At 67.3% G+C, this 744-nt stretch carries 1 protein-coding gene; it reads left to right on the top strand.

Annotated elements, in window-relative coordinates; translation table 11 throughout:
* Window positions 1-15 precede the first annotated feature (15 nt).
* A partial coding sequence (locus DBR20_RS06875) for a tRNA threonylcarbamoyladenosine dehydratase (RefSeq protein WP_258223235.1) occupies window positions 16-744 on the top strand: 729 nt, incomplete at its 3' end.

Raw genomic sequence — 744 nt, forward strand, 5'->3', positions numbered from 1 at the left:
CGCTAAAATAGCCCGATGAACGAACAGGTCAAACAACGCTTCGCCGGCATCGAACGGCTGTATGGCGTCGGCGCGCTCGAGCGCCTGCAGGGCAGCCGTGTCGCCGTGGTCGGCATGGGCGGCGTCGGCTCGTGGGTGGTGGAGGCGCTGGCGCGCTCGGCGGTCGGCCATCTGGCCCTGATCGATGCCGATGACATCTGCGTGTCCAATACCAATCGCCAGCTGCCGGCGCTGGAGGGCAACTACGGGCGCAACAAGGCCGAGGCCATGGCCGAGCGCTGCCGGGCGATCAATCCGCAGATCGAGGTCGACGCCGTGCAGGCGTTCCTGACCCCGGCCAACATGGCCGAACTGCTGGACCGCGGTTTCGACCTGGTGATCGATGCCTGCGACAGCTTCCGGGTGAAGGTGGAAACCATCGCCTGGTGCCGCCGCCGCAAGCTGCCGTTGCTGACCGTCGGCGCGGCCGGCGGCCGTACCGACCCCACCCTGGTGCGGATCCGCGATGTCTCGCGCACCGAGCATGACGCGATGCTGGCGCTGATCCGCAAGAAGCTGCGCAGCGAATTCAACTTCCCGAAGAATGCCAAGCGCTATTTCGGCGTGCCGGCGGTGTATTCGCTGGAGAACGTGAAGTATCCACAGGCCGACGGCAGCGTCTGTGGCCTGCGGCCGAACCTGGGCGCGGATGCGGCCCTGAAGCTGGATTGCGGCGCAGGCCTGGGCGCGGCCACCCACATCACC

This window comes from Stenotrophomonas sp. HMWF023, from assembly GCF_003060985.1.
In the GTDB taxonomy this organism is placed as follows: domain Bacteria; phylum Pseudomonadota; class Gammaproteobacteria; order Xanthomonadales; family Xanthomonadaceae; genus Stenotrophomonas; species Stenotrophomonas lactitubi.